General features: G+C 57.9%; 18 protein-coding genes and 1 pseudogene. 4 read left to right on the top strand and 15 right to left on the bottom strand.

Translation table 11 applies throughout. The features are described 5' to 3' along the window. Nucleotides 1–167 precede the first annotated feature (167 nt). Together FQ668_RS01125 and FQ668_RS01130 are read left to right on the top strand one after the other, a co-directional pair. The gene (locus tag FQ668_RS01125) at nt 168–1,448 is read left to right on the top strand and encodes an aspartate aminotransferase family protein (protein WP_076402466.1); all 1,281 of its coding nucleotides are present in this window, start codon (nt 168–170) and stop codon (nt 1,446–1,448) included. Between the two features lie 147 nt (nt 1,449–1,595). Continuing rightward, entirely contained in the window at nt 1,596–1,754 is a 159-nt protein-coding gene (locus FQ668_RS01130) for a YqaE/Pmp3 family membrane protein (RefSeq protein WP_003177654.1), read from the top strand. 62 nt (nt 1,755–1,816) lie between these two features. Here FQ668_RS01130 and FQ668_RS01135 read toward each other — a convergent pair whose 3' ends face one another. The 10 genes from FQ668_RS01135 to FQ668_RS01185 form a co-directional block, all read right to left on the bottom strand. After that, on the bottom strand, nt 1,817–3,640 hold the full coding sequence (locus FQ668_RS01135; protein WP_070383372.1) for a S9 family peptidase: 1,824 nt from the start codon (nt 3,638–3,640) through the stop codon (nt 1,817–1,819). Further along, nucleotides 3,606–4,766 (bottom strand): pyrroloquinoline quinone biosynthesis protein PqqE, encoded by a 1,161-nt coding sequence (gene pqqE, locus FQ668_RS01140; RefSeq protein WP_144179839.1) that lies wholly within the window; start codon nt 4,764–4,766, stop codon nt 3,606–3,608. The genes FQ668_RS01135 and pqqE overlap by 35 nt, the downstream gene beginning before the upstream one ends. After that, the gene (pqqD, locus tag FQ668_RS01145) at nt 4,738–5,013 is read right to left on the bottom strand and encodes a pyrroloquinoline quinone biosynthesis peptide chaperone PqqD (RefSeq protein ID WP_010951728.1); all 276 of its coding nucleotides are present in this window, start codon (nt 5,011–5,013) and stop codon (nt 4,738–4,740) included. Before pqqD ends, pqqE begins: the two co-directional genes overlap by 29 nt. Then, entirely contained in the window at nt 5,010–5,765 is a 756-nt protein-coding gene (gene pqqC / locus FQ668_RS01150; protein ID WP_144179841.1) for a pyrroloquinoline-quinone synthase PqqC, read from the bottom strand. The genes pqqD and pqqC overlap by 4 nt, the downstream gene beginning before the upstream one ends. 162 nt (nt 5,766–5,927) lie before the next feature. Beyond that, entirely contained in the window at nt 5,928–6,839 is a 912-nt protein-coding gene (gene pqqB, locus FQ668_RS01160; RefSeq protein ID WP_014589432.1) for a pyrroloquinoline quinone biosynthesis protein PqqB, read from the bottom strand. A gap of 78 nt (nt 6,840–6,917) precedes the next feature. Next, nucleotides 6,918–6,989 carry a pyrroloquinoline quinone precursor peptide PqqA gene (pqqA, locus tag FQ668_RS01165; protein ID WP_003243383.1) on the bottom strand — a complete coding sequence of 24 codons (72 nt, stop codon included), beginning with the start codon at nt 6,987–6,989 and terminating at the stop codon, nt 6,918–6,920. 159 nt (nt 6,990–7,148) lie between these two features. Further along, nucleotides 7,149–9,449 (bottom strand): pyrroloquinoline quinone biosynthesis protein PqqF, encoded by a 2,301-nt coding sequence (gene pqqF / locus FQ668_RS01170; RefSeq protein ID WP_070383373.1) that lies wholly within the window; start codon nt 9,447–9,449, stop codon nt 7,149–7,151. A gap of 140 nt (nt 9,450–9,589) precedes the next feature. Next, on the bottom strand, nt 9,590–10,384 hold the full coding sequence (locus FQ668_RS01175; protein WP_014589434.1) for a carbon-nitrogen hydrolase family protein: 795 nt from the start codon (nt 10,382–10,384) through the stop codon (nt 9,590–9,592). A 14-nt stretch (nt 10,385–10,398) separates the two neighbouring features. Next, a complete protein-coding gene (locus tag FQ668_RS01180) occupies nt 10,399–12,081 on the bottom strand; it encodes an NAD(P)/FAD-dependent oxidoreductase (protein WP_144179843.1) in 1,683 nt (560 codons plus the stop codon). 273 nt (nt 12,082–12,354) lie between these two features. Continuing rightward, nucleotides 12,355–12,816, bottom strand: coding sequence for an Lrp/AsnC family transcriptional regulator (locus tag FQ668_RS01185; protein ID WP_011953292.1), 462 nt, complete (start codon nt 12,814–12,816; stop codon nt 12,355–12,357). Nucleotides 12,817–13,003: 187 nt separating this feature from the next. On the opposite strand from FQ668_RS01185, the gene FQ668_RS01190 reads away from it, so the two are divergent. Further along, entirely contained in the window at nt 13,004–13,558 is a 555-nt protein-coding gene (locus FQ668_RS01190) for a serine acetyltransferase (RefSeq protein ID WP_144179845.1), read from the top strand. A 402-nt stretch (nt 13,559–13,960) separates the two neighbouring features. Here the strand turns inward: FQ668_RS01190 and FQ668_RS28475 are convergent. The 3 genes and pseudogenes from FQ668_RS28475 to FQ668_RS01200 all read right to left on the bottom strand — a co-directional run. After that, nucleotides 13,961–14,071 (bottom strand): annotated as a pseudogene (locus FQ668_RS28475) (site-specific integrase); the annotation flags it as partial. A 271-nt stretch (nt 14,072–14,342) separates the two neighbouring features. Then, a complete protein-coding gene (locus FQ668_RS01195) occupies nt 14,343–14,753 on the bottom strand; it encodes a very short patch repair endonuclease (protein WP_019471268.1) in 411 nt (136 codons plus the stop codon). A 1-nt stretch (nt 14,754) separates the two neighbouring features. After that, complete coding sequence (locus FQ668_RS01200) at nt 14,755–15,945, bottom strand: restriction endonuclease (RefSeq protein ID WP_019471269.1); 1,191 nt, start codon at nt 15,943–15,945, stop codon at nt 14,755–14,757. 87 nt (nt 15,946–16,032) lie between these two features. Here FQ668_RS01200 and FQ668_RS01205 point away from each other — a divergent pair, with 87 nt between their 5' ends. Continuing rightward, nucleotides 16,033–17,007, top strand: coding sequence for a DNA cytosine methyltransferase (locus FQ668_RS01205; RefSeq protein WP_144179847.1), 975 nt, complete (start codon nt 16,033–16,035; stop codon nt 17,005–17,007). Between the two features lie 27 nt (nt 17,008–17,034). Here the strand turns inward: FQ668_RS01205 and FQ668_RS01210 are convergent, their stop codons facing one another. Next, nucleotides 17,035–18,447 (bottom strand): hypothetical protein, encoded by a 1,413-nt coding sequence (locus FQ668_RS01210; RefSeq protein ID WP_110745864.1) that lies wholly within the window; start codon nt 18,445–18,447, stop codon nt 17,035–17,037. Between the two features lies 1 nt (nt 18,448). Further along, nucleotides 18,449–20,635, bottom strand: coding sequence for a sensor histidine kinase (locus FQ668_RS01215; protein WP_144179849.1), 2,187 nt, complete (start codon nt 20,633–20,635; stop codon nt 18,449–18,451). Nucleotides 20,636–21,125: the final 490 nt, after the last annotated feature.

Genomic DNA, 21,125 nt, shown 5'->3' on the forward strand with positions numbered 1-21,125 from the left:
ACCCTGCTGAGGCCTAGTCTATCGCCGTATTCCAAAGGGTTACAGCGATGATTCGGTCGATTGTTACCCCGGATGAAAAACACTTTTGATAGGCAAGGCAAAATATCGAGTGTCGGCACCAAGACCGCACCGTGGCTGCCCTTTACCGTGATTGGTTGGAGCCCTTGATGAACCTGTTCAACCTGCGCCGCTCGGCTCCTGCCGCCGTCGCCGAGCCCAAGTGTGCGCCGGTGATCGTGCCGCACGCGTATGAGCTGTCGCCTGAGCGCCTGATGCCCGGCGCCGAACGTGCAGCGCAGGTATTCGTGCGTGGCCAGGGCTCGTGGTTGTGGGACAACGAAGGGCATGCCTACCTGGACTTCACTCAGGGCGGTGCGGTCAACAGCTTGGGCCACAGCCCCAGCGTGCTGGTCAAAGCGTTGGGCAACCAGGCTCAGGCGTTGATCAACCCAGGCTCGGGTTTCCACAACCGTGGCCTGCTGGGGCTGGTCAACCGGCTGTGTCAGAGTACCGGCAGTGACCAGGCCTACCTGCTCAACAGCGGTGCCGAGGCCTGTGAAGGGGCTATCAAGCTGGCGCGTAAGTGGGGCCAACTGCACCGCAATGGCGCCTATCACATCATTACCGCCAGCCAAGCCTGCCATGGCCGTAGCCTCGGTGCGCTGTCCGCGTCCGACCCGTTGCCGTGCAATCGCTGCGAACCTGGCCTGCCGGGTTTCAGCAAGGTGCCGTTCAATGACCTGGCGGCGCTGCACGCCGAGGTGGATTCACGCACCGTGGCAATCATGCTCGAGCCGATTCAGGGTGAGGCGGGCGTTATTCCCGCTACTCAGGAATACCTCAAGGGCGTGGAAACGCTCTGCCGCGAACTGGGCATCCTGCTGATCCTCGATGAAGTGCAGACCGGTATTGGTCGCTGTGGTGCGCTGCTGGCCGAGGAGCTCTATGGCGTGCGCGCCGACATCATCACCTTGGGCAAGGGCCTGGGGGGCGGCGTGCCGCTGGCCGCCTTGTTGGCGAGGGGCAAGGCATGCTGCGCCGAGCCTGGCGAGCTGGAAGGCAGCCATCACGGCAACGCGCTGATGTGCGCCGCCGGCCTGGCGGTGCTGGACAGCGTGCTGGAACCTGGCTTTCTGGCCCAGGTCCAGGACAACGGTCGCCACCTGCGTGAAGGCCTGAGCCGCCTGACCGGGCGCTATGGTCAGGGTGAAGTGCGCGGTCACGGGCTGCTATGGGCCCTGCAACTGAAAGAAAACCTGGCCCGCGAACTGGTGGCTGCGGCCCTGCACGAAGGCCTGCTGCTCAACGCGCCGCAAGTGGATGTAGTGCGCTTTTCACCGGCGCTGACTGTGAGCAAAGGAAACATCGACGAAATGCTGCTGCGCCTGGCGCGCGCTTTCGCCCGCCTGCATGCCCAACAGCAGGCCCGTCGCGAAGTGCCGGCGTAGCGGCCTGCCCAAGAATTCAACGAACCGTCTGGCGTTCCTGCGCATCGCCCCTGGCCTGTTTCATTCGGCCCGGGGCGTTTTTTTTTGCCTGTGGAACCTCTACGGCTGGGAGCTAGTCTTTGATGTAACCCTTCAGGAGATACTCGCATGGACTTTATTCGCATCATCATCGCCATTCTTCTGCCACCTCTGGGCGTGTTTCTGCAGGTGGGGTTTGGCGGGGCGTTCTGGCTGAATATTCTGCTGACCTTGCTGGGGTACATTCCGGGGATCGTGCATGCGGTGTATATCATCGCCAAGCGTTGATACAGGCAGAGATTGGTCCCTGCAGGAGCAACGCAAGGTCGCTCCTGCAGGGGCGTCTGGAACTATTGCGCCAATACCCGGCAATAGAATTTCCACTCTTCTTCCAAGGCATGCGCCAGGTTCTCCGCCTTGCGGAACCCGTGCCGCTCCTGCGCATAAAAATACCCTTCAGCGTCGATCCCGTTGGCCTGTAGCGCCGCCAACATGGCGCGTGTCTGCTCCGGCACCACTACCGCATCCAGCTCACCCTGGAAGAAAATCACCGGCACCTTGATGCGCTGCGCATGCAGCAGCGGCGTGCGCTGGCGATAGCGTTCAGTGTCGCGCTGCGGGTCGCCGATCAGCCAGTCCAGGTAATCGCCCTCGAACTTGTGGGTGGCCCGGCCCAGGGCTATCGGGTCGCTGACCCCGTACAGGCTGGCGCCGGCGCGGAACACGTCATGGAACGCCAAGGCGCACAAGGTGGTGTAGCCACCGGCGCTACCGCCGCGGATGAACGCCTTTTGCTTGTCGACCAGGCCTTGAGCAGCCAGGTATTCGACCACCGCGCAGGCATCGGCCACATCACTTTCGCCCCAGCGCTGGTTCAGTGCCTGGCGGTATTCCCGACCATAGCCGGTGCTGCCCCGGTAGTTGAGGTCGGCCACGGCAAAGCCACGCTGGGTCCAGTACTGGATGCGCGGGTCGAGCACGGGATAGCAGGCTGAGGTTGGCCCGCCGTGGATGAACACCACCAGCGGTGCCGCGCTTTTTGACTGCGCTGGCGGGTAGAAGAAACCATGGGCCTGCTCGCCGTCACTGCCGTAATGGATTGACTGCGGCAGGCTGATTTGCCCTGCTGGCAGTATTTCGGCACCACCGGCCAGCACGCGTACTTCATGGTTGCTGCGGTCAATGGCAATGACCGCCGGTGGGCTGATGGGCGACGCGGCAATGGCATACAGGTGTTCGCTGTCCATGGCCAGGCTGCGAAAGCGTGTGTAGGCACTGGCGAAACGCTCCATACGGCCATCTTCACCACGCAGCCCCAATTGCCCGAAGCCGTCTTCGAACCAGCTGGCCAGGTAGCTTTGCGGGCCAAGTGCCCACCAGGTACAGGTGCCCAATTGCCAAGGCGCAGCAGCATGGTCCGCCGGTGCAGCAGGCAACGCCTGCCATTGGCCATCGACCTCACCCCAGGGTTGCCAGAAGCCATTGCGGTCGGACAGGCAGTAGAGCCGACCTTCGGCATCGAAGCGTGGTTGTTGCAGCGATTCCTCGGCAGCGGCTACACATTGCGCCGGTCCCCAGTGGCCGCTGGCATCGCGCACGCTGCACATCAACCGGGTGACGGTCCAGGGCTGCGCCGGGCGGTCCCATTCGATCCACGCCAGGCGCTGGCCATCGGCACTGACGGTAGGCGAGGCGTAGAAGTCGGCGCCCTCGGCGAGCACCTCGCGGCTGCTGTCACCCAAAGCGACCAGGCGGTGCTCTACGTGCTCGGCATGGCGCTCTTCGACGGCCAGCACGTGGCCGTCGTGCCACTGCACATCGCCATAGCGGCAGCTGGCATCCTGGGTCAGTGCACGTGGTAACAGATCGTCCAGCGGCTGGGTGTAGACCTGCTGGTCCTTTTCGTTGACGAACACCAGCCCATCGCCACCCAGGCAGAAGCTGCCGCCGCCGTACTCATAAACCCGGCTGCGTACGCTGAAACCGTCCGGGGTCAGGCAGCGGGCCTGGTAGTGCAGCCAGTGCCAGATACGGCACGCTCCATCGGCCGGGCGGAATTCGTTCCAGAACAGCCCGTCGGCACTGACCTTGAGTTCGGCGAAGTCGGTGCCGGCGGCAACCGCCTGGGCCGCGCTGAATTCAGCCGCGGGCGATGACACGGGAGTTTCGATCATTGCGGAAGGTCATCTGTTCGATCGCGAGCTGGGCGGTTTCTGCCTCCTCGCGGGCCTTGAGGATGATGCCGTGCTCGGTCGACTTGGCGCACACCGGGTCGGCGTTGCTGGCATCGCCGGTCAGCATGAAGGCCTGGCAGCGACAGCCGCCGAAGTCTTTTTCTTTCTCTTCGCAGGAGCGGCAAGGTTCGCGCATCCACTCATAGCCACGGAAGCGGTTGAAACCGAACGACTCATACCAGATATGGTGCAAGTCGTGGTCGCGTACATTCGGAAACTGCACGGGCAGCTGGCGGGCGCCGTGGCAGGGCAAGGCGGTACCGTCCGGGGTGATGGTGAGGAACAGGTTGCCCCAGCCGTTCATGCAGGCCTTGGGGCGCTCTTCGTAGTAGTCAGGGGTAACGAAAATCAGCTTGCACGGGTTGCCCTCGGCCTTGAGCTTGTCCCGGTATTCGTTGGTGATACGTTCGGCCCGCTCGAGTTGCGCGCGGGTTGGCAGCAGCCCAAGGCGGTTGAGGTGCGCCCAGCCATAGAACTGGCACGTGGCGAGCTCGACAAAGTCGGCCTCCAAGGCAATGCACAGCTCGATGATGCGGTCGATCTTGTCGATGTTGTGCCGATGGGTGACGAAGTTGAGCACCATCGGGTAGCCATGGGCTTTTACCGCGCGGGCCATTTCCAGCTTCTGTGCAAAAGCCTTTTTCGAGCCGGCCAGCAGGTTGTTCACCTGCTCGTCGCTGGCCTGGAAGCTGATCTGGATATGGTCCAGGCCGGCCTTCTTGAAGTCGGCGATGCGCGCCTCGGTCAGGCCAATGCCCGAGGTGATCAGGTTGGTGTAGTACCCCAGCCTGCGGGCTTCGCCGATCAGCTCGGCAAGGTCCTGGCGCACCAACGGTTCACCGCCGGAAAAGCCGATTTGCGCGGCGCCCATTTCCCGCGCTTCAGCCATGACCTTGAACCACTGTTCGGTGCTCAGCTCCTGGCCCTGGGCGGCGAAGTCCAGTGGATTGGAGCAGTAAGGGCACTGCAGCGGGCAGCGGTAGGTCAGTTCGGCCAGCAGCCACAGCGGCAGGCCGACCTCGGGCGTGGGCGGCAACTCAGGCGAGGACGATCCAGTGTTCGGCACGGGCCACCTCCATGAACTGCTCGATGTCGTCCGCCACTTCCGGGACACCGGGGAATTGCTGTTCGAGTTCGCTGATGATCGCTGCCACGTCACGCTGGCCGTCGATCAGGCCACCGATCAGGCTCGCGCTGTCGTTGAGCTTGATCATGCCTTCGGGGTACAGCAACACATGGCCCTTTTGCGCCGGCTCGTACTGGAAGCGGTAGCCGGGGCGCCAGTTGGGTACCTGGTTACGGTCGAAACTCATAGGGTGATTCCCTTGTGCCACACCCGTTCCTGGGTGACGGAGTGATAGGGCGGGCGGTTCAGTTCGTAGGCCATGCTCATGGCATCGAGCATACTCCAGAGGATATCCAGCTTGAACTGCAGTATCTCCAGCATACGCTCCTGGCCCGCACGGGTGGTGTAGTGCTGCAGGGTAATCGCCAGGCCGTGCTCCACATCGCGTCGAGCCTGGCCCAGGCGGGTACGGAAATACTCATAGCCGGCGGGGTCGATCCACGGGTAGTGCTGCGGCCAGCTGTCCAGGCGTGACTGGTGGATTTGCGGGGCGAACAGCTCGGTCAGCGAGCTGCTGGCGGCTTCCTGCCAGCTGGCGCGGCGGGCGAAGTTGACGTAGGCGTCCACGGCAAAGCGCACGCCAGGCAATACCAGTTCTTGCGAGCGCAATTGGTCCGGGTCCAGCCCGACAGCCTGGCCCAGGCGCAGCCAGGCTTCGATGCCGCCATCCTCGCCGGGCGCACCATCGTGGTCGAGCAGGCGCTGGATCCACTCGCGGCGCACTTCGCGGTCCGGGCAGTTGGCCAGGATCGCGGCATCTTTCATCGGGATGTTGACCTGGTAATAGAAGCGGTTGGCCACCCAGCCCTGGATCTGCTCGCGGTTGGCGCGGCCTTGATACATCGCCACGTGGTACGGGTGGTGGATGTGATAGTAGGCGCCCTTGGCGCGCAGGGCCTGCTCGAATTCGGCAGGGGACATTGGCAGTGCGTCGCTCATTCGGCTGGCTCCTGTAGAACGATTATCTGGCCTGGCACATCTCCCTCCCTCGTGGGAGCGGGCGTGCCCGCGAACACCGGCGAAACCGGTGCCATAGACCGTGTTGGCTTTTTCGCGGGCATGCCCGCTCCCACAGGGTCTGGTGTCGCCTCACAGACTGTTTTACAACTCGATGCTCATGCCATCGAAGGCAACTTCGACGCCCCGGCGCAGGACTTCGGCGCGCTCGGGTGAGTCTTCGTCGAGAATCGGGTTGGTGTTGTTGATGTGGATAAGTACCTTGCGCTGGCGCGGGAAGCCGTCGAGCACTTCCAGCATGCCGCCAGGGCCGTTCTGGGCCAGGTGACCCATCTCGCGGCCGGTGCGGGTGCCCACGCCACGGCGCTGCATTTCGTCGTCTTCCCACAGGGTGCCGTCGACCAGCAGGCAGTCGGCACCGTGCATCATCGCCAGCAGCTTTTCGTCTACCTGGCCCAGACCCGGGGCGTAGAACAGCTTGCCGCCGGTGCGGGTGTCTTCGACCATCAAACCCAGGTTATCGCCCGGGTGCGGGTCGAAGCGGTGTGGCGAATAAGGCGGCGCGGCGCTGCGCAGGGGGAAGGGGGTGAACTTGAGGTTGGGGCAGGCGTCGATCACGAAGCTGCCTTCCAGCTCGATACGGTTCCACTGCAGACCACCGTTCCAGTGGCTGAGCATGTTGAACAGCGGGAAACCGGTGGTCAGGTCTTGGTGGACCATGTCCGTGCACCACACCTGATGCGGGCAGCCTTCGCGCAGGCTGAGCAGGCCGGTGGTGTGGTCGATCTGGCTGTCTAGCAGGACGATGGCGTTGATACCGGTGTCGCGCAGTGCCCGGGCTGGCTGCATCGGCGCAAAGGCCTGCAGTTGGGCGCGGATATCGGGCGAGGCATTGCACAATATCCAGTGCACACCGTCGTCGGAAAGGGCGATGGATGACTGGGTGCGCGCCGTTGCTTTCAGGGTGCCATCACGGTAGCCCTTGCAGTTGACGCAGTTGCAGTTCCACTGCGGGAACCCGCCACCGGCGGCGGAACCGAGAACCTGGATGTACATGGCCACTCTCTATGCAGAAACCGGATCGGAAAAACGAAAACGCCCCGGCAGGCCGAGGCGTGAAACCCTAAGCCTGGCTTAGCGGTTAGCGAAGTACATGGTGACTTCGAAGCCGATACGCAGGTCAGTGTATGCAGGTTTGGTCCACATGGAATTACTCCTTCCGAATGAGGGTTGGGTTGTTCAGCTACTACTTGGGTACCGCCATGCGTTGGCAGTTCCGTGAAAACGGGATTGCGCTATCTTACAAGAAAAATTTGAACCGGAAGGTTAATTATTCGAGAAGCGCCGTTGCAGTTCGCGTAATAATCATCGATTTTCGCCCTGCCAGGAAGTGTCTGGCGCGGCAGCGTTGGCCAAACATAGCCAAGCGGAACCTGGGTCGAGCAGGTCGCTCAGCAGGTGGTCCAGATCCGTCTGCCGCGTAGTCAGGATAGACCTGCGCAGCACATCCAGCCGATCGGCTTGTGTGGCCAAGTGTGTCTGCCACGCCCATTCGGCGACATCGGCATCGGCCATGGCGGGCTCGTCGAATTGCCCAGCCAATGCCTGGCGAGCGGCCGGGTCAAGGGTGACGCCATGGCGCAGCAGGCTGAGCAGGTGGTCGAGCACCTGTGCCTGTGCGGTGTGGGGGGATTGCACGCCGAACAGCAGCCCACCGACACCCTCGATCTGACGAAAGGCGCTGAACACCGCGTAGCCGAGTTGCAAGTCTACCCGCAGGCGCTGGTAAACCGGCCCTTGCAGCAATTGGGCTAACAGGCGGCCTGCGGCTTCTTTGGCCGCAGGCAACGGGCAGAACAGCAGCAGGGCATGTTCGCTGCCTGGCACGTGGGCATGCTGCCAGCGGTGGTTGGCCCATGATGGCAGGGGGCTCGGCCGCGAGCCTTGCCCAGGGCACTGCAACAGCGCGGTACCCAAAGCGTTTAGCGCGGTATCCTCGAAGCCTGCAGCCATGCCATGCCACTCGGTGTGCAGCCACAGGCTGTCAAGTTGCTGCTGGGTCAGTGTGCAGGCAGGCACCACTGCGGGCACGCTGCCCCTTACTGCGTCTGGCAGTTGCTTGAGCAGGGCCCTGATGGGGATCAGGGCCGGGGGCTGCGCCGTGCAGGGCAGCCAGCAACTGGCAGGTGGCTTGAGCATCAATGCCAAGGCTTGTTCCACTGCCCGCAGCACTGCTGCTGGCAGGCCGGCGCAGCGCAACTGCCAGTATTCCCCGGCACTGCTGTACTGCAACTGCACAGAGGCGCGGTCACAACGTTCCTGCAGTGGCGCCAGGGCCTGTTCCAGCACACGCTCTAACGGCTGGCGCAAAGGTGAAGGTACATGCCAGCGCAGGTACAGCGCTGCGAATTGGCGCGCTGGCGGGAGCTGGTCACTGATCTTCATCGCTGCCGGCAGCGGCTGCGTCTTGGCATGGGGCAGGTCAGCCTTCAGCAATGGGTCGACTGGCAAAAGCTGCCAATCGCCATGGTCGCCACCTGGCAGACTTTCGAGCAGGGCGCCAAGCGCCTGCAACCCTTGTGTATCCAGCTTGGCGAACGGCTGGCCAGTGCTGTCCCGGCGGGCCAGCTCGAGCGCGCTGGCACTGTGCGCACGGCTGCGCTGCAGCAAGCCGAATTGGTGGTTCAACTGTTCGCGGTCGGCCTGACGGATGAACTTGAACCAACCTTGCAGCAGGGCGCTGGCTTCGTCCGGGCAAGCGTCGGCACTGAGTTTCAGGTCAAGGTGCCACAGCAGCTGACCGGCGAACGCATACAACCTTTCGGCCGTGAAACGTTGTAGCCAGCCACGCTCGCGCAGCGCGCCCAGCCAGGTACCTGGGCGGCTGTCTTCCAGGTAAGCGAACAGCAGTTCCAGGGCGTGCTCGGCTCCGCTGGGGAGGCCTTGGTGAGTGAAGGTCAGAGAGCTAGCGATTGCTGGCAGTGGCGGCGGCAGCATTTGCGGCACGCGCTCACCTGCAGCGAACAGTTCGGCATGCTGCCGGGCAAGGCGTTCAAGTTCATCCAGCGGCTGCGGCCCGCAAAGGCTCAAGCAGATCTGGCCGCCTTGGTAAAAGCGTTGATGAAAGCCCGCAAGCGCTTGCTGGAAAGCCGCGTCGTGCAAGGCCAGGGTGTATCGATTGCCAGCATGAAAAGCGCCCAGTGGATGCTTGGCTGACACTGACTGCAGCAAGGCGAACTGCTGTTGGGCCGATGGATTGCGCGACCAGGCGATGAATTCGGCATGGATCACTTCGCGTTCACGGCGTTGGCGTTCGATGCCCAGATTCGGTTCTGCCAGCATTTGGCACAGGCGCTCGAGACCGCCACCGAGCGCGTTGGGTGGCACCTCGAAGAAAAAGTCGGTGGCGCGTTCGCGGGTGCTGGCGTTGACCTGGCCACCCAGGGCTTGCACGTAGCGCATCAGGCCGTCTTCCAGCGGGAAGCGCAGGGTACCGAGGAAGAACAGGTGTTCGAGGAAGTGCGCCAGGCCGGGCCATTTGGCAGGCGCGTCGTGGCTGCCCGCGTGCACCCGCAGTGCGGCGGCCGAGCGCTTGAGGCGAGGGGCGTGGCGCAGGGTCAGTTGCAAGCCATTGGCGAGGGTAAGTTGGCGGATGGCGTCAGGCATGGGGGCTCCGGTGGCTGCTTTCCATGCTAACCGATTTGTTCGCAGGCCCGGCCTTTTCGCGGGTATGGCGCTGGTTTGAAAGGCAGCGCAGATCCCGTGCGAGCGGGCGTGCCCGCGAATGGGCCGCATAGCGGCCCCTGTCAGCCCTTACGCAGGTGCAGCTCCTGGCGCAAATCGGTCAGGTAGGGAAACGCCCTGCGCCCTTGTACCACCCGCTCATGCTCGAGCTCTGCCAACAACTGGCACTCATCCCGCCCGGCCATGGCCAGCAAGCTGCCATCCGGGCCGATGATGCTGCTCTGCCCGCAATACTGGATCTCGTCTTCCGCGCCGCAGTAGTTGGCATATACCAGGTAGCACTGGTTTTCCTGCGCCCGTGCCCTCACGGTCACCTGGCAGGTAAAGTCGTACGGCGTCATGTTCGCCGTCGGCACCAGGATCAGCTCGGCGCCGTCCAGCGCCAGGCGTCGGGCGTTCTCCGGGAACTCGATGTCGTAGCAGATCAGCAGGCCAACCTTCCAGCCTTCCAGTTCCACCACCGGGAAGTGGTCCGCACCAGGGCTGAACATCGAGCGGTCCAGTTCACCGAACAGGTGGGTCTTGCGGTAATTGCTCAGGCTGCGGCCATGCGCATCGATCAGCTGCACGCTATTGTAGATCGCCCCATCATCGCCGCGCTCCGGGTAGCCATAGACAATGGCGATACGGTGCGCCTGGGCGATCTCCACCACGGTCATGGCTGCCGGGCCATCGGCGGCCTCGGCCAGGCGCTCGACCTGGGCCAGGCCGATGTTGTAGCCGGTCAGGAACATCTCCGGGCACACCAGCAACTGTGCGCCGCGTTCGGCTGCCAGCTGCGCCTGGTGGAGCAGCCGTTGCAGGTTGCCGGGCACATCCAGTGGCTTGGGTGCGCCCTGGTACAGAGCGATGCGCATGGTGCCTCCTTGTCTCAATCCGCCAGGGCGATCGGCCCGATTTCGTTGAACACATCGCCCGGGCCGGGGTTGTCGGGGTGGGTGTGGCCACCAAAGTGGTTCATGATACCCCACACTGCATTCAGCGACGTCTGCACCGCGCCTTCAACCCAGGCGGGGGTCCATGACACGTCGTCACCGGCAATGAAGATACCGCGCTGCTCCGCCGGCATGTCCTGCTGCATGAAGTGCGCGTACATGCGCTGGTTGTAGCGGTAATGGCCCGGAAGCGCGCCTTTGAAGGCGCCGAGGAAGTACGGGTCGGCCTCCCAGGAAACCGTGATCGGGTCGCCGATGATGTGCCCGGCGATATCGGTCTTCGGGTAGATCTTCTTCAGCGCATCCAGGGCCAGTTGTACGCGCTTTTCCACCGGGTGCGGCAGCATCTTCAGCGCGTCGCTCATCCACGAGTACGACAGGCAGATCACCCCGGGCTTGTCGTTGCCGTTGTCGAACAGGTAAGTGCCGCGGGTGAGGCGGTCGGTGAGGGTCATGCTCAGCAGGTCACGGCCGGTTTCCGGGTCCTTGTCCTTCCAGAATGGGCGGTCGACCATGACGAAGGTTTTCGACGACTGCATGTAGCGGGTACGGTCCAGGGCCATCCACATCTTTTGCGAGAACAGCGATTCCTCGCAGTCGATCTGGGTGGTCAGCAACCAAGTCTGGCAGGTGGCGAGTACTGCGCTGTAGTGGCGGGTATCGCCCCAGTTGTCGGTGACCGCCAGGCGGCCATCGGCGGCGCGGGCAATGCGCTTGACCCCGGTACGTGGTGCGCCGCCATGCAGCGTGCTGAGGCTGGTGCCCTCCGGCCAATGCACGCAGCGTTCCGGTACGTGGCGCCAGATGCCTTGTGGCACTTGTTCCACGCCGCCGACCACCAGGTGCTGGTGGTCGTCGCAGTTGGTCATCACCACGCGGAAGATTTCCAGCATCGAGTTGGGGAAGTCCGAGTCCCAACCGCCGGTGCCGAAACCGACCTGGCCGAACACTTCGCGGTGCTGGAAGCTCAGCTTGGCAAAAGAGCGCGAGGTGGCGACGAAGTCGTAGAAGGTGCGATCGTCCCACAGCGGCACCAGCTTGTTCCAAAGTTCCTTCAGGCGCAGTACATCACGGTCGCGGATGGCCTGCTGGATATCGGCGAACTGCGCACCGCTCTCCAGCGCATCGGCCCAGGCGTCGGCTACCTCATGAAACAGTTGTGGCAGGTCGGTGGGCTTCTCGGCGTAGTAGGTCTGGCCTTCCAGGTCGATCACCGTGCTGCCCGAAGCCGGGGTTAGCGGGTTGGGGAAGGGCTTGGTTTCCAGGCCCAGCTTGTCGACGTAGTGGTAGAAGGCGGTGGACGACACCGGGAAGCGCATGCCACCCAGCTCGGCAACGATCCCGTCAGTGCCATTGAAGGCTTGCGAGCGCAGCCGGCCGCCCAGCTTGGAAGCCTCGTACACCACCGGCTTGAGGCCCAGCTTCATCAGCTCGTAGGCCGCTACCAGGCCGGCGATACCGGCACCGACAATGGCCACCTCTTCCCCATGGCGCTCAGCCGGAATGCTTCCCAGGCCTGCCGGGTGTTCCAGCCAGTCGTCGAAAGCAAAAGGGAAGTCCGGGCCGAAAATGGTGATTGGCTTCTTGCCGTCGGCGGGGTGGCGGTTCTTCTTGTTCATGAAATGACCTTGCCAGAGAGGCTGCGCGAGGAGCGGAGCCTGAGTATAGGAGATGCCCGGCTGTCATTTTAGGGAGTGGGGTGTTCGTTATTAAGGTGCAGAGTGTTGTCTGAATGTAGTTAGTTTCGTCGTAATGATTAGGTTCATGTTCATTAAGACGAGGCAGGCGGTCGAGGTAATTCAAAAAACGCCCTGGCCCTTTGTAGGAGCGGCTCCTGCCGTGAAATCTAGAACTGACCCACGCCCGCTAACCTCACCCGAGCGCCAGTCCGTTCAAAGCGGCTGTCCACGGTCCACCTTGCTGCTGAGAATGATCGACGTGGTGGTTTTCTCCACACCGTCGACACTGCCAATCTGGTCGAGCAACTGATCCAGCTGCTCGGGCGAGTCCGTACGCAGCCAGGCCACATAGTCGAATTCGCCGCTTACCGCACACAGCTGCTGCACCTGGCCCATGGCACTCAGGCGCCGCACCACGTCCTTGCCGGAACGCGGCTGTACCTTGATCCCGACATACGCCTGCAACCCGCCGCCTATCACACTCTGGCCCAGGCGTACGCCATAGCCGGAGATAACCTTGTTCTTCTCCAGACGCTCCAGGCGCGAATTGACGGTGGTGCGGGCGATGCCCAGCTGGCGGGCGAGGGTGGCGACGCTTTCGCGGGCGTTGATCTGCAGCAGGGCGATCAGCTGGCGATCGATTTCATCCAGCGTGATGGAGCGGGCATCCGACATGGCGAGTCTCTACGGTTGGCCCGCTAGCCTAGCCAGCCTGTGCCAATCAGGGCAAGGCCAGGTACAGTCGATCACCGTTGACGGCGTCGGCTTGGCACTTTGGGTTAGAACGGCCGCGCATGTCCGAAGGCTGCGTCTTCGACACTAATTCGGCATGATGAAGTGCTAGTTCAACGGGAACCTCAGCGTGAACCTCGACCACCTGCTCGAATGCTGGCGACTGGAAGTCTCCAACAAGAAAAGGCCCGGACGCCCTATCAGCCTGCTGTTCAACGTGCTGCGCCGCGCACGCAAGGACAACAAACTGCGTTTCCTCTTCGCCTATCGCCTGGCCCAGTACCTCGACGCCCGCGGCGGCCTTGCCCGGCGTCACGCCCGGCGCATGCAACAGCGGCTCAACCTCAAGTATGGGGTGGACATCGACATCGGCGCCCAGATTGCCCCCGGCCTGCGCATCGCGCACCTGCCGGGGGTGGTGATTACCCGGTATGTGAGCATCGGGCGCAACTTCTTCATCCGGCAGAACTGCTCAATCGGCATCAAGACCCTGGGGATGCAGGAGTACGCACTGCGCATTGGTGACAACGTGAGCATGGGCGCCAACAGTTGCATCGTTGCTGATCGCATCGACATTGGCGATGACGTGGTGATCGGCGCGATGTCGTTGGTTACGCGGGATATTCCGCCTGGCATGACCTTCTACAACCCACGACAGGTCGAGATGCGTCCGGGAGGGGATTAACCAACAGCGGTACATTTGCGGACGTTGGCAGAGGGCGTGGTGGAGCAGGCTGGGAGGGTTCTTATGGGGTTGCCCATGGTTGATGGCCTCGCCCGATGGACTGGTTCGTGCAGTGGTGCGGCCTTCTTCGTTTATCCCCAGGCGCCGCGCCAGTGATGAGCGCATCGAACGAATACGCAAAGGCTTGAGGCAGTTGGCTCTGTAGCCAGCTTCCTGGCGTCCGTTGTCACGGGGCAGGCCCAGGTTCATTCATAGGCTTGCTCATCTGTGAGCCGATTAGCGAGCATATTCGGCTCATTTTGTGAGCTGATAATGGCGGCTATTCGGCTCATTGTCTGATCCTCAAGCTAGGGTGTTTGGCTTGAAGTATCGATAGGGCACCTTTCCGCGATTATCGGCGTGCTGGGTGATCGGCTTCTTGGTGGGGCGGATTTCGCTGAGATACCGTTTCAGCGCTACTTCCAAGGTCATGCGCTCGGCGCCTCTGCGCTGGATGTACGCGCCCCTGACCATTTATTTCTTGCGGGCATGAAAAAGCCGCGCAATCGCGCGGCTTTGTCGTATCTGGTGGGCCCACACGGACTCGAACCGTGGACCAAAGGATTATGAGTTGCCAAGAAACACTGCAAGCCCGGTGAAATCGACCATAGCATAGCGCATGTACCGTAAGCTGAAAGCACCATCGTTGCTGGTGTTTAGCGTAATTTAACAGAGAAAGTCCGAACTGGGCACTGTACCGCTGGTGTACTGGGCTGTGACGCCCCAAAAGAGCAAGGCCATGCTTTCAGGAAAAGATTGATTCGAGTCTTCTGTGTAGCCGCTCCAGGTCTTTGGTCTCGCATTCCCAGACCACCTCTGTGCTCCAACCTAGAGACCGCAAGGCTTTTTGAACCTCTAGATCCCGCTCCGCATTTCTGGAGAGCTTTGACAGCCAAAATTCAGATCTAGATTTTGGTGTGTAGGCATATCTGCAATTGGGGTGACGATGCCAAAAGCAGCCATGTACAAAAAGGCACAGATGGAACTTCGGAAATACCAAGTCAGGCGAACCGGGGAGATCTCTGCGATGTAATCTGAAACGTAAACCCATCGCATGGCAAGTCGAACGCACGATGATCTCCGGCTTCGTATCTTTGCCACGGATTCGCCTCATGATGCTGGAGCGTTGAGCTGGTGAGACGATGTCCGCGCACATTTTAGGCCTGCTCGATGGGGAAGCTAGTCTTGAGCCACTTGGTCAGCTCGGTTGCACTCTGCAATCCAGCCTCCTTGAGTAACTCAACAATATCCCTTCCCGAAAGAATCATTACGGGATGTCCATCTTCTACGATCTCCTTGTAGGCTTGAGAGTTCACCCACGAAGTGGTGATCAGAACCCCGAACTGCCGATGCCGGAGCCGTGATATCAATCGTGAAACCTTGCTGACACCTACCGAAATTTCAGGCTGGTAGCACTTTGCTTCAATCGCATAGTCAACCAGAACCGATGACTCTGGCCGTCCAATGCGTAATTTGCCAATACCATCGCGTCCTCCGTCCCGATAGCGTCTGGTCAGATCGAGCTCGACCGTATCTGGCAGGCATTGCCTGACCAAGTGAGCTGCGCAGACCTCGAAGGCATATGGGTCTGCTTGGAAGTAGCTATGCAGAGTCTGTAGCATCCGAAATTCTGAAGCTGAGGAGGGTAACTGCTCTGCTTTCGACCGTATTGGCTGGGTGCGCTTACTAATCAGTGGCTTGAAACGTCCACTCTTGATCCAGTCTATCCACTCCTTCGGGGCGTGTTTGCTGTCGATCCCACGGATTGAATGATTGATAATGTCGCTGAGCCATGCACGGGGAATTTTGGAGATGTCCAGGATAGTGAAGGTCGCTCGATAGTTCTGAAAGCGCTGCCCCTCACTGGTGTGCCAGACGCTGATCAGGTCATCGTTATGGGTACTCCCGATGGTTCCTGGAACGACCAAGCCGCGGAAGATTTTGTCTCGATAATTTCCGGCTTTGGTGAACACCAAAATGGGAGGTATACGCTCTCGCTGGCCGGAATGCAGACTTTCAAAGATCAGCTCGAGTAGGTTGTTTCCGTAGCGCTTGGTCTGGTCCAGTTTGCGGCCAGGCTCTTTGTTGTCACCGTAATAGGTGAAGGTACCCGTTGAGAGATCTAACTCATCAGGCCAGTCAGGATCCTGCAGACTGGACACCAATGTGATGAGCAACGGATCGTCTCGCTTCCCTCTGATGCGGAAACCGCCTTCATTGCTGACCTTCAGTAAATGCGTCAGTGGTTCGTCGCCTGCGTTGCCTTTCCGACTGCCGGCGTAGCAGGCGTCAATCAGTAGGTCGGCACCCTCCAGCTCGCTCAAAGAAAAAACCTGGTTGCTGCTCATTTTTTAGACTGCCCCTTAGCCGTAAGGACTTGAATGGTGCCGGTAACCTGGTAACCTGGCTACAACGATAAAATGGAACGTTTTCCAATGGATCAGATACGCGCATTTGATATGTTCTGCGGTGCTGGCGGTGCCAGCCTAGGTGCCCGTGAAGGCGGCGCCACAATCGTCGGGGGGGTTGATCTTTGGGGGCCGGCAGTCGAATCGTTTCGTCTCAATTTCCCCGAAGCCCACGTCTTCGAGCAGGATCTTCGCAAGCTCACTCCAAAGCAGGTTCTGGCCAAGACAGGGCCTATAGATCTGCTGATCTCCTCCCCTGAGTGCACCCACCACACCTGCGCCCGTGGTAACAAGCCACGTTCGGATGAGAGTCGTGATACTGCTTTCCAGGTCATCCGATATGCGAAGGTAATGAAGCCTCGCTGGATCACCCTGGAAAACGTTGTGCATATGAAACCTTGGTCGCGCTATGGTGAGCTGAAGAAAGCACTGGAGAAGCTCAAGTACAACGTGCATGAGCAGATCATTGATGCCTCCCACTACGGCGTTGCCCAACGCAGAAGGCGGCTGTTCATGATTGCTGAACTGCGAGGTCAACCTGAGGCGATAGAACCCCTGAATCCGTTTTATCGTAACGTCTGGGACATTTTGGCGCCGGAAGGCACATATAAGATGACTCCGCTCAGAACCCCGCGGCGCGCTAAAGACACGCTTGCACGAGCTGATAGGGCTATAGCCGAGCTGGGAGAGAACAAAGCGTTCCTTATTGTCTACTACGGCTCTGACGGTGGTGGTGGTTGGCAGCGTATGGATGAGCCATTGCGCACGGTTACGACTATCGACCGTTTCGCTTATGTAGTCCCAACGTCCAATGGCCATATGATGCGGATGCTGCAGCCGGATGAGCTGCGCAAGGCCATGGGTTTTCCTGAGCACTATAGATTCCCAGACGTAACAAGACGCGAGAAAGTAAAACTGATGGGGAATGCTGTTTGCTCGCCGGTTATGGAGGCGATAGTACAGTCTTTGATTAAACAAAAAATTTGTCTAAATGCAGCATGAAAAAAGCCCCTTTGATAGGGGCTTCTTTTATCTGAGTTCAACAATTCCAGGTCGCGTTGTTTGGCGAATTAACCAGCTTGTTATATCACCCAGTATCTGTTCTCTAAGCCGTCCTTTATAGCACTCTGCAAATATTTCATTGGCTTTCTTTGTATCTATCGAAAATGTCAGTCGGGCGTTGAAGGTGAAAAAGTATTTGCCTCCGTCGGAATTCATCATCTCGGGTAGGCATACAAGGTAATCGCCGAGTAGTTTATTGGTTCTCTGGCCGGTTTCCTTGTCTATGAGTTTGCAGTAATCTATGTATTGTTCAGGAACTAAAACCCCGACCAAATACTTGTTCCATGTTGACTTGATTTGTGCGTGATCGCAGGGCGGGGTGATATCTAGGGCAACGACAGTGCAGTTGCTGCTAACTTCATTTTTCTTTGGCTTTTTTTCTTCTCGGCCAAACATGAAGAAGTTTGCTCTAATAAAGCTGTTTAGCTCGTCGGTTGTGCCTATGTCACTAGGCAGTAGATTAAAGTGTTGTGATATATCTACGATACTGCCAGGAGGCAATGCTGGAGAGGGTGTGGAGAGCTCTAAATGGATGATTCTATTTGTTTTTGCTTTCCAGTTTTCCAGTCTTACTATTTTTTCTGCATCAAGCTCTTCAAAATTTTCAATTCCGCTGTTGGTGTCCTTTATTTTGTCTCTCAGCACTGAGGATAAAATATCTTTTAAGCCCTTCGAGAAATTTTCAGGGTGGACATTCTTCCCAATTTCAGCGAGGGCCATCTCGCGTAAAATACTTCCCAGGTCTGAATCAAAGTTGGCGCCGGGTTTAATGAAGCTCGTGATCTCTGAAACTGTTTCTGAAACTGCTCGGAAGACTTCAAACTCCCAGTTTATTAGGGCCGTTGTCGCTGGATAAATGTTTGTTTTTTGACTGATATGCTGGGAAAGCTCCTGGAGGAGCTCAGGTTTTATATCGGCAACCTTCTGTACGTCGCCATGTAAACCGGCTTTGCTATACTGTGGTTTGGTATCTAGTACTACATATGAAAATGGTTTTAGCCCGGCGGGAAGCTCTTCACGCAGATGGTTGAAAATCTCTTCGGCTTTAGTTGTGCCGAGATTGTTTTCCGCTCCGGCCCAGGTGGACCAAGTTACAAGAAGCCATGGGCCGTTGTGCTCAGATACTACTGCTTCGATTGTGGCTACGGCGGCATCATAATCTGTCTTGCTTGGCTCGCCTGGAGATGTGAGAGCCAAGTCTTGAAAAATAATCCTAACTCCATTGATTTTAGGCTTATCTTGATGTTGATGCTCGATCAGCTTCTTTTCATCATATTGAAAAAAATAACACGGAACTAAGCTGTCGATTAGTCTAGTGCATATAAGCATGCCGTCATCGTATTTGTCGTCGATGACTAGCGCGTGACCGGTATTGAGCACTTTAAGCTTCCTTGTTGAATACTAGGCCGACACAGGCTCCAGTTATTACTTTTGGCCTGTCGACTGCATCTGTGTTTGGGAACGAAAGCCGCCCTGCGTGAGACTTCATCACCATGTCTGCGTAATAGAGGCCGATCCCCATTCCTGCCGGTTTTCGGGTATGAAATGGCTGTACTAAATCTATAGGTTCATCAATGAAGCCGGGTCCATTATCAGCAATGATTATCGATGGAGCCTCAAGCTCAGCAGATGGAGAAATCCATATGCAGCGTTCGGTCTCTACTTCGTCGAGCCAATATATGGCATTATCTATTATGTTCACCAGGGCCGAGGTGAGCATTCTTCTCATGCCTTTAATTTTGAAGTCTAGATGAGGAGAATTTTTGAAGCCATCTAAGAAAGTAATCTTATGTCGTTTAAATCTTCTCTGTTGTGTCAGTAGGGCATATTGTACGAGGCTCGATGCGCTCATTTCCTCCATTCGTTTATTGCTGACCATGTACATGGCCCCCTGCAGAATAGAGACTAGCTCGTTAGACATTTGCTTCAGTTGATCTAATGGTGCTCCGTCTGCGATACTCGAGTTAAGCCCTTTTACGCCACGCTCCAGCTCGTGGAATACAGTGACCAACCCAAGTCCAGCTCCAGCGGCTGAAAGCATTACGTCTCTTGTTTCTCTATAGCTTTTGCCAACACCCCTTACCAACTGTCCTATCTGTTGGTCTAGTTCTTTGTTCTTTAATACCGTTTGCTCTAGCTCATTCAGTATTTCTTCAATGCTCTCTTTTTTCTTCCCGTGCGGCGTTCCGGGAGATGTGTTGAGAGCATCCTTCAGTTTTCGTTTGTCTTTATTTCTTTCTGCTTCAAATTGAGAAACGATACAGATCATCGCGTATACAAGTTCGTTGTAGGCATTATTCTCAACGAAGCCTTCACGATTTGTCTTTTCCTGTAGTCCCGGACTTCCGTCTAGCTCAAGATGTAGCTCGCCAATTATCTGTTTGCTACCAAATTTTCTTGTGGGACCTTGAATCCTCCGATGGTCGAGTCCAAGCCAGTCGTCACCCGGCTCGCCGTAGTTGTATACCCGGAGTCCATCTCTATAAACTTTTATTCCGCCTTGTTGTTTTACGTAATCTTCTAGTCCTCCGGCTTCATCTTTAATGTAGCGAAGGATTTCTTTGTCGAAGTCGAACCCAATAATTCGGCCTTTGAGGGTGCCTATTTCCAAACCTGGATTATCTGGTGGGGACGTTCTATAAAGATCTGGTTTGTATGGCCTCTTCTTTCGTTCCTTCCAGTTTTCGCCGTCCTCAGGATGTCGGAAGCGGAAGAACTCGAAAGAGGCAAGGTCAATTGGAGTCTCCCTGCCAGTCACGATGTCTTTATAGTCGGCAACTATAGCGGAATAAGGAGTGTACTTGTAAGTATAGCTAAGGCCGCTGTTTGATAGTTCAAAGTCAAAACTAAACAGGCTCTGGCTTTCTGCGAGTACAGGGTCGAACAAGTCTGTTAACCAATCTTTCTCAGGTATGACCTTGAAGTTTACTTCGAATCCATCTTCTTTTTTTCTCTCGTTACCTTCTACTTCTAGGGGTGCAGGAGTCATAGCCTTTACTGATCTGTAAAGTCTTCTGATGTCGCCGCGCTTCCAGGTTTGTTTAAGGTTGGAGATTTTTATATATGTGCCGGTGCTGCGTTCCATGAAGACCTCTGGTGGTCTTTCATAAATATCTATCTTGGCTTGATCTAGATATTCGGATTTGGAGAAACTCTCCCAGTCTATATCGACAACTACTTCAGGTTGGCCTTGAGCTCGTGTTACCATCAATATCTTCGTGCCAAGCCTGTGAACAGCAAACCGTCCAACTCCTTTTTCTCCTACTTGTAATCGTCCTTTTTCAGTTCTTATGCCTTTAATTCTTTTTTCTAATTTGTGGCCGTGCGCCGGCTCCATCCAGACCTCTGTTACAGTCTGAAAACTCATTCCGTAGCCATCATCTTTTACTATTATTGTGCCGTTGTCTTTATCTATGTTCACAAGGTTTAGATTGACTTCGGAGGCATCTGCGTCATATGAGTTTTTAACTAGTTCGAAAAGTGCTAGGGTATGATTCTTAATAAGCTGCTCGCCAAGCAGCTCCATTATTCTTGCTTTAGGCCGGAACGATGTGGTCTTTTTTTGCATTTCTAATGGCGCTCAGCTTTAATTGATGGATTGGCATATTCAATTCAATTTGAATATATTTCGCCTGCTTGTTCGCTCTGTAATATAGTGGATCTTGTACCTGTCTCCACTGTACCTGCGCTCGCTGCTTGAGAGCCAATCACTCATATTCCTTTTGCGCACCCAGGTCCTCAAGGTTAGTGGAGCAGATTGTTGGCCTGTCCGTTGAGGTAGGACGTGACTCTGTCTAGGCGGCGACAGGCTCGCTTGTCCGACACAGCAGGAGGTGGGCCGGCGTACCTGTGGCTGACTTATCTGGCGTTTGACCCGTGGAGACCTGAGTCGGTCGATCACTCGCGTCTTCGAACTCAGCCAAACTAGGCTGTCGCGAAATGGGTACAGCCGGGGGCCGTTGTTCATTGCCTTCCTTGCCTAGATCGTCTGGATGGTGTTATCGGGTATGCCCGACCAGGTGTGTCGAGATCCCCATACTTTTCCGTCGCTGATGATG

This window comes from Pseudomonas sp. Kh14, from assembly GCF_900291005.1.
In the GTDB taxonomy this organism is placed as follows: Bacteria; Pseudomonadota; Gammaproteobacteria; order Pseudomonadales; family Pseudomonadaceae; genus Aquipseudomonas; species Aquipseudomonas alloputida.